Genomic DNA, 6384 nt, shown 5'->3' on the forward strand with positions numbered 1-6384 from the left:
TGATCACCGCCGCCGCGCTGGTGATGTCGATCTCGTTCGCCGCGCTGATCGCCGCCCAGGTGTCGTTCATGCGGATGTTCGGGGTCGGCCTGACCCTGGCCGTGCTGGCCGACGCCACCCTGGTGCGCACCGTGCTGCTGCCGGCGTTCCTGCGGCTGCTGGGCCGCGCCGCCTGGTGGGCGCCCGGCCCGCTGATCCGGCTGCACCGCCGGGTCGGGCTGAGCGAGGACAGCCCGCGGGTACGGTCAGGACCGCGACACCGGCTCGGCCACGGCTACCGCGTCGCGCACCGCCGCGGCCAGGCTGCGCTGGTCGTCGACGTCGATGTCGACCAGGCTGCGACTTAACCCCGCGACCACGTCCTCGGGCTGCGGGACCGGGCCGGCCAGCCGGGGCCGGTACACCTCCACGACCAGCACCGCCCGTTCGATGTGGAAGGAGAAGCTGCGGCCATCACCGACTTGACCGAAGCCGCTGGCGAAGATCCCGGTCGACATGTCCTCGATGACAAACTCTCGGCTGGCCACTGGCCGGTCTGCGGTGACGGTCATGCGGGGCACCCTACCGCCCGACCGGCGCCCGGCGGACCAGACGGGGCCGGAAAGCGCCGGGCGGGTTTCCTTAGAATCAATGTTCTGCCGCCCCACTGTCGAAAGCTACCCGTTGCCGCAGCGCCGCAAACCTGCAGTTCAGCCGCTCCTGGCCGGTTTGGTGGGGGCGCTGGTGGTGCTGGCCGGCTGCTCCTCGCACCCGATGGACACGACGCCGCCGACGATCGCGCCGGCGCAACCGGCCGACTCACCGCCCGGTCCGCCGCACCCGGCCGGGGTGGTGCGGCCGCTGGGCGCTCACCCGCAGGCCGCGCTCGTCGACGCCGGCACCGCGCAGCTGGTGGTGCTCACCCCCGGCACCGACCCGCAGACCCCGGCGGCGGTGTCGGTGTTCGGCGCCGCCGGGGGCCCGCCGCGCGCCATCGCGCTGCCCGGCCCGGCGACCGCGCTGGCCGGCGACGGGCGCGGCACCGCCTACCTGGCCACCCGCGGCGGCTACTTCGTGGTCGACCTGGCCGCCGGGCACACCAGCCGGGTCAGCGTCAACGACGCCGAGGACACCGAGTTCACCGCGATCGCCCGCCGCGCCGACGGCAAGCTGGTATTGGGCGGCGCCGACGGCGCCGTCTACCTGCTCGCCGGCGCCACCCCCACCGGAACCAGCGCGGTGCTCAAACGGAACAAGATCTTCGCGCGGGTGGACGCCCTTGTGGCGCAAGGCAACACCGTCGTCGTGCTGGATCGCGGGCAGACCTCGGTGACCACCCTGGGCGCCGACGGCAACCCGCGGCAGGCGCTGCGCGCCGGGCAGGGCGCCACCACGCTGGCCGCCGACCCGCTCGGGGTGGTGCTGGCCGCCGACACCCGCGGCGGCCAGCTGCTGGTGTACGGGGTCGACCCGCTGATCTTGCGGCAGGCCTATCCGGTGCCGGACGCCCCCTACGGTCTGGCCGGTTCGGCCGCGTTGGCGTGGGTGTCGCAGACCGGCACCAACACCGTCATTGGTTACGATCTGAGCACCGGAATCCCTGTGGAAAAGGTACGGTACCCAACCGTGCGGCAACCCAACCTGCTGGCCTTCGACGACGCGTCGGGAACGCTGTACGTGCTGTCCGGGGCCGGCGTCGGGGTCCAGGTGATCGAGCACGCGGCGGGCCCACGTTGACCGCCGCTCGGCGGGGCCGGTTGCCCGCGGAGTGGGACAACGAACTGTCCGACGACTACGAATGGGTGCCGCTGCGGCTGCCGCCGGAGGTGACCCGGATCAGCGCGTCCACCCGGCTGTCCATCGAAGCCGAGTACCGCGGCTGGGAACTGACCCGGGTGCGGCTGTACACCGACGGGAGCCGGCGAGTGTTGTTGCGCCGCAGGAAAAGCCACGGCCTAGCCGACCGGCCGGAGCAGTAGGTGGCGTACCGAACGCTACGCCGGGCGCTGTTTTTGGTGCCGGCCGAACGCATCCACACCGTGGTCTTCGCCGGGTTGCGCGGCGTCACCGCGCCCGCCCCGGTGCGCCGCGAGCTGCGGGCACGGCTGGCACCCACCGACCCGATCCTGGCCTCCACGGTGTTCGGGGTGTCCTTCCCCGGCCCGTTGGGGCTGGCCGCCGGGTTCGACAAGGACGGCCGCGGGCTGCACAGCTGGGGGGCGCTGGGTTTCGGCTACGCCGAGGTCGGCACCGTCACCGCGCAGCCGCAACCCGGCAACCCGCCGCCGCGGCTGTTCCGGCTGCCCGCCGACCGGGCGCTGCTGAACCGGATGGGGTTCAACAACCGCGGGGCGGCGGCGTTGGCGCGCCGGCTGACCGGGCACCGCGCCGACGTGCCGATCGGGGTCAACATCGGCAAAACCAAGACCACCCCGGCCGAGCGCGCCGTCGACGACTACCGGGCCAGCGCAGCGCTGCTCGGCCCGCTGGCGGACTACCTGGTGGTCAACGTCAGCTCCCCGAACACCCCCGGGCTGCGGGATCTGCAGTCGGTGGCGCAGCTGCGCCCGATCCTGGCGGCGGTGCGGGCCGAAACCGCCACCCCGGTGCTGGTGAAGATCGCCCCGGACCTGGCCGACGCCGATATCGACGCGATCGCCGACCTGGCCGTCGAGCTGGGCCTGGCCGGTATCGTGGCCACCAACACCACGGTGTCGCGCGACGGGCTGGTCACCCCCGGCGCCGACCGGCTCGGCGACGGCGGCATCTCCGGCCCGCCGGTGGCCCGCCGCGCGGTGCAGGTGCTGCGCCGCCTTTACGGCCGGGTCGGTGATCGGCTGGTGCTGATCAGCGTGGGCGGCATCGAAACCGCCGACGACGCCTGGGAGCGGATCACCGCCGGCGCCGCGCTGCTGCAGGGCTACACCGGGTTCATCTACGGCGGCGGGCTGTGGGCCAAGCAGATTCACGACGGGCTGGCGGCGCGGCTGCGCGCCGGCGGGTTCGCGAGCCTGGCCGACGCGGTCGGCTCGGCCCCCTAGGACGAGCAGACGCAAAAGCCCCCTGTAACGGAGTTACCAGGGGGCTTTTGCGTCTGCTCGCGCCGGCTTAGCGCTGTTCGTAGGTGCCGTGCAGCACGGCGCGGGCGATCGCGTGCTGGAACAGGTTGAAGCCCAGGAAGGCCGGGCTGGCGTCCTCGGGCAGGTCCAGCTTGTCGACGTCGACGGCGTGCACGGTGATGTAGTAGCGGTGCGGGCCGTGCCCGGCCGGCGGCGCGGCGCCCACGTAGCGGCGCATGCCGGCGTCGTTGACCAGGGTCAGCGCCCCGCCCGGCAGGTCGGAGCCGTCGCCGGCCCCCTCGGGCAGCTCGGTGACGTTGGCCGGCAGGTTGGCCACCGCCCAGTGCCAGAACCCGGACAGGGTCGGGGCGTCGGGGTCATACACGGTGACCGCGAAGCTGCGGGTCTCGGCCGGGAACCCCGACCAGCTCAGCTGGGGGCTGGCGTCCTGGCCGCCGGCGCCCATGATGCCGCTGATCTGGGCGGTGCCCAGCGGCTGGCCGTCGGTGACCGACGCCGAGGTCAGCGTGAACGACGGCAGCTTGGGCAGCGCCGCATAGGGGTCCGGGCGGGCGATGCTGGGCTGACCGGCGTACGGGTCGGGGGGCGTGGTCATGCGTCGGTCCTCTCGTCGGTGCTCAACAGTGGGTCAGGAAGTGCTGCAGTACTTGGGTACCAAACTTCAACGCGTCCACGGGTACCCGCTCGTCGACGCCGTGGAACAACGCGGCGAAATCCAGCTCCGGCGGCAACCGCAGCGGGATGAAGCCAAAACAGCGGATCCCCAACTTGGCGAAGGCTTTCGCGTCGGTGCCGCCGGACAACATGTAGGGCACGGTGCGGGCGTCGGGGTCGGTGGCCAGCAGCGCGGCGTTCATCGCGTCGACCAGGTCGCCGTCGAAGGTGGTCTCATACGACGGCAGGTCGCTGACCCATTCCCGGGTGACGTCCGGGCCGATCAGCGCGTCGACCTCGGCTTCGAAGGCGGCCTTGCGCCCGGGCAGCACCCGGCAGTCCAGCACCGCCTCGGCGCTGGCCGGGATCACGTTGGCCTTGTAGCCGGCCTTGAGCATGGTCGGGTTGGCGGTGTCGTGCAGGGTGGCTTTCACGATCTTGGCGATCGGGCCCAGCTTGCCGATCGCGCCCTCCAGGTCGGGTGAGTCCAGGTCGAAGGTGTAGCCGGTCTCCTCGGCGACCGCGGTCAGGAACTGCACGACGGTGTCGGTGACGACCAGCGGGAATTGGTGGCGCCCCAGCCGCGCCACCGCCTCGGCGACCGCGGTGACCGCGTTGTCGTCGTGCACCATCGAGCCGTGCCCGGCGCGGCCGCGGGCGGTCAGCCGCATCCAGGCGATGCCCTTCTCGGCGGTCTCGATCAGATACAGCCGCCGCTCTCCCCCGTCGCGGCGCGGCACCGTCAGCGAGAAGCCGCCGACCTCGCCGATCGCCTCGGTCACCCCCTCGAACAGGTCCGGGCGGTGCTCGACGAGCCAGTGCGCCCCGTATTTCCCGCCGGCTTCCTCGTCGGCGACGAACGCGAACACCAGGTCCCGCGGCGGGGTGACGCCGGCGGCGCGGAAATGCCGGGCCACCGCGATCATCATGCCGACCATGTCCTTCATGTCGACCGCGCCGCGGCCCCACACGTAGCCGTCCTCGACCGCGCCGGAGAACGGGTGCACGCTCCAATCGGCAGGCTCGGCGGGGACGACATCGAGGTGACCGTGGATGAGCAGCGCCCCGCGGGACGGGTCGGCCCCGGCCAGCCGCGCGAAGACGTTGCCGCGCCCGGGCGCGCCGGATTCGATGTATTCGGTTTGGTAGCCGACCTCTTCGAGCTGCTGGGCGACCCAGCGCGCGCAGTCCGCCTCGCCCTTGGTGGTGTCGAGTTCACCGGTGTTGGTGGTGTCGAACTGGATCAGGCGGCTGACGAGTTCCACCACCGCGTCGCGGGGGTCGGTAGGGGCGGTCACAATCACCTTTCCTACCATCTCAAGGACGTCAAGTTTGGGTCTGGGCAGCCCGATCCGATAGCCTTAGCTGCCCCGACTGCCGTGGTGCGCAGTTGGTCGGTCCGAGTGGCGGAATGGCAGACGCGCTAGCTTGAGGTGCTAGTGCCCTATTAATGGGCGTGGGGGTTCAAGTCCCCCCTCGGACACCCGACTGAGGCAAGCGAAATGGACGCTCGCGTCCATTTCCGAGCCGAGGGAGTGTGTTGAGCGGCGCAGCCGCGATCACACATCCGGCGACACGACTCAAGTCGGCCGTCGCCTTGACCTGTCGCAGATGCGGATCGTAATCAAGACGCAGGCCCAGGCTTGCGTACACCTGAGCACGCTCCGCCCCGGTTGCCTCACCGAGCACCGCTGACAGCCCGCCCAGCTCCTCGACCAACTCGCTGATCTGTGCGGCAGACATGACGCGAGGCCGCTCCGCTTGCTCAAGACGGGCCTTCAGGTGGTCGCGCTCGGCGGTGCGGCGCCGCAATGCCGCGGTCAAGTCCTCCACTGCCACGCCGGACTCCACGGCGGTAACCAACGCAGCAACCTTGGTATTCGCCTCGCGAAGCTGGCGCTGCAGGGCGGCGTAGCCAGTACGGCTGCCGGGTCCACGTGCGGCCCGCGTGCGAGCTCTTCCGGATTGGCCAGGGTGGCAATCCACTCGTCAAGTCGCGCAGTCACCTCGTCTTCACGGAGATAGACGGTACGCGGATGATCACTGAGGTCCACAGGTACAGAACGCGACTTACCCAGCTCGCAACGGTAGAGGATGCGGGTCGTTCGTTTCCCGACGCGAGCGGCGCCCTGCATCCGCCGTCCACACGCGGCACAGAACAGGAGCCCGCGCAGCGCATACGGCACGATCGATTCTCTGCTGCACACGAGACCGGGACCACGCCGTGCCTGCGTCCGAAGGCGCACAGCCTGCACCAGTTCATCGGGAATCAGCGCTTCATGTGTTCGGCGGTCTGGTGCGATCCAGTCGGCCTCATCACGCCACCGCATACGAGTCTCGTACCCCGCCTCAACATCGTCGGGGTTGACCAGGACCTCGTATTTCTCCTGCTTGCCCCAAACACGGATACCGCAGTACGCCGGGTTGTCGAGTATCGCGCGGATCGCCGAATGGGACCAGCCTCGCGGGTCACGATGACGATTCCGCGCCGGGTCGTACTGGCTCGGTGACGGCACGCCCCTCGATGCGACTGCGCATCGACCAGATAGCGTCCCGTGGAGTGGTGGACTTCGGATCGGGCGTGGTTCACGCGTTGTGATCAACGAGTCATGTTGAACGCTAGGCGATTTGGTGTTGTTTGGCAAGGGCTGCCGCGGCGTGTTTTTTGGCG

The 6384-nt window shown here is 70.7% G+C and carries 7 protein-coding genes, 1 tRNA gene and 1 pseudogene; 5 read left to right on the plus strand and 4 right to left on the minus strand.

The genetic code is table 11. The annotated features are described in order from the left end of the window. On the plus strand, positions 1–347 hold a 347-nt coding region (locus BKN37_RS25020; RefSeq protein WP_165618392.1), incomplete at its 5' end, for an MMPL family transporter. Here the strand turns inward: BKN37_RS25020 and BKN37_RS28110 are convergent. Then, the gene (locus BKN37_RS28110) at positions 246–551 is read right to left on the minus strand and encodes a hypothetical protein (RefSeq protein ID WP_083342039.1); all 306 of its coding nucleotides are present in this window, start codon (positions 549–551) and stop codon (positions 246–248) included. The genes BKN37_RS25020 and BKN37_RS28110 overlap by 102 nt on opposite strands. A 79-nt stretch (positions 552–630) precedes the next feature. On the opposite strand from BKN37_RS28110, the gene BKN37_RS25025 reads away from it, so the two are divergent. Genes BKN37_RS25025 through BKN37_RS25035 form a run of 3 tightly spaced genes read left to right on the plus strand, consistent with a single transcriptional unit; the run spans position 631 to position 3020 of the window. Further along, positions 631–1716, plus strand: coding sequence for a YncE family protein (locus tag BKN37_RS25025; RefSeq protein ID WP_242657355.1), 1086 nt, complete (start codon positions 631–633; stop codon positions 1714–1716). Beyond that, the gene (locus BKN37_RS25030) at positions 1713–1958 is read left to right on the plus strand and encodes a DUF5703 family protein (protein ID WP_071029735.1); all 246 of its coding nucleotides are present in this window, start codon (positions 1713–1715) and stop codon (positions 1956–1958) included. Before BKN37_RS25025 ends, BKN37_RS25030 begins: the two co-directional genes overlap by 4 nt. Continuing rightward, the gene (locus BKN37_RS25035; RefSeq protein ID WP_071029737.1) at positions 1959–3020 is read left to right on the plus strand and encodes a quinone-dependent dihydroorotate dehydrogenase; all 1062 of its coding nucleotides are present in this window, start codon (positions 1959–1961) and stop codon (positions 3018–3020) included. It abuts the gene before it with no gap. Positions 3021–3087: 67 nt separating this feature from the next. Here BKN37_RS25035 and BKN37_RS25040 read toward each other — a convergent pair whose 3' ends face one another. Together BKN37_RS25040 and BKN37_RS25045 are read right to left on the minus strand one after the other, a co-directional pair. After that, complete coding sequence (locus BKN37_RS25040; RefSeq protein WP_071029739.1) at positions 3088–3654, minus strand: YbhB/YbcL family Raf kinase inhibitor-like protein; 567 nt, start codon at positions 3652–3654, stop codon at positions 3088–3090. A gap of 22 nt (positions 3655–3676) precedes the next feature. Next, entirely contained in the window at positions 3677–5029 is a 1353-nt protein-coding gene (locus BKN37_RS25045) for a M20/M25/M40 family metallo-hydrolase (RefSeq protein ID WP_071029741.1), read from the minus strand. Positions 5030–5110: 81 nt separating this feature from the next. Here BKN37_RS25045 and BKN37_RS25050 point away from each other — a divergent pair. Continuing rightward, positions 5111–5196, plus strand: a tRNA-Leu gene (locus BKN37_RS25050). 77 nt (positions 5197–5273) lie between these two features. Here BKN37_RS25050 and BKN37_RS28115 read toward each other — a convergent pair. After that, positions 5274–6244: pseudogene (locus BKN37_RS28115) on the minus strand (recombinase family protein); the annotation flags it as partial. Positions 6245–6384 lie beyond the last annotated feature (140 nt).

Origin of the sequence: Mycobacterium talmoniae (assembly GCF_001854525.1) — a bacterium.
GTDB classification, from domain to species: Bacteria; Actinomycetota; Actinomycetes; order Mycobacteriales; family Mycobacteriaceae; genus Mycobacterium; species Mycobacterium talmoniae.

What these genes read in the sequence shown, in the direction of transcription:
- BKN37_RS25040 (WP_071029739.1), bottom strand. Translation starts at nt 3,654, where the DNA reads ATGACCACGCCCCCCGACCCGTACGCCGGTCAGCCCAGCATCGCCCGC.
- BKN37_RS25045 (WP_071029741.1), bottom strand. Translation starts at nt 5,029, where the DNA reads ATGGTAGGAAAGGTGATTGTGACCGCCCCTACCGACCCCCGCGACGCG.
- BKN37_RS25025 (WP_242657355.1), top strand. Translation starts at nt 631, where the DNA reads ATGTTCTGCCGCCCCACTGTCGAAAGCTACCCGTTGCCGCAGCGCCGC.
- BKN37_RS28110 (WP_083342039.1), bottom strand. Translation starts at nt 551, where the DNA reads ATGACCGTCACCGCAGACCGGCCAGTGGCCAGCCGAGAGTTTGTCATC.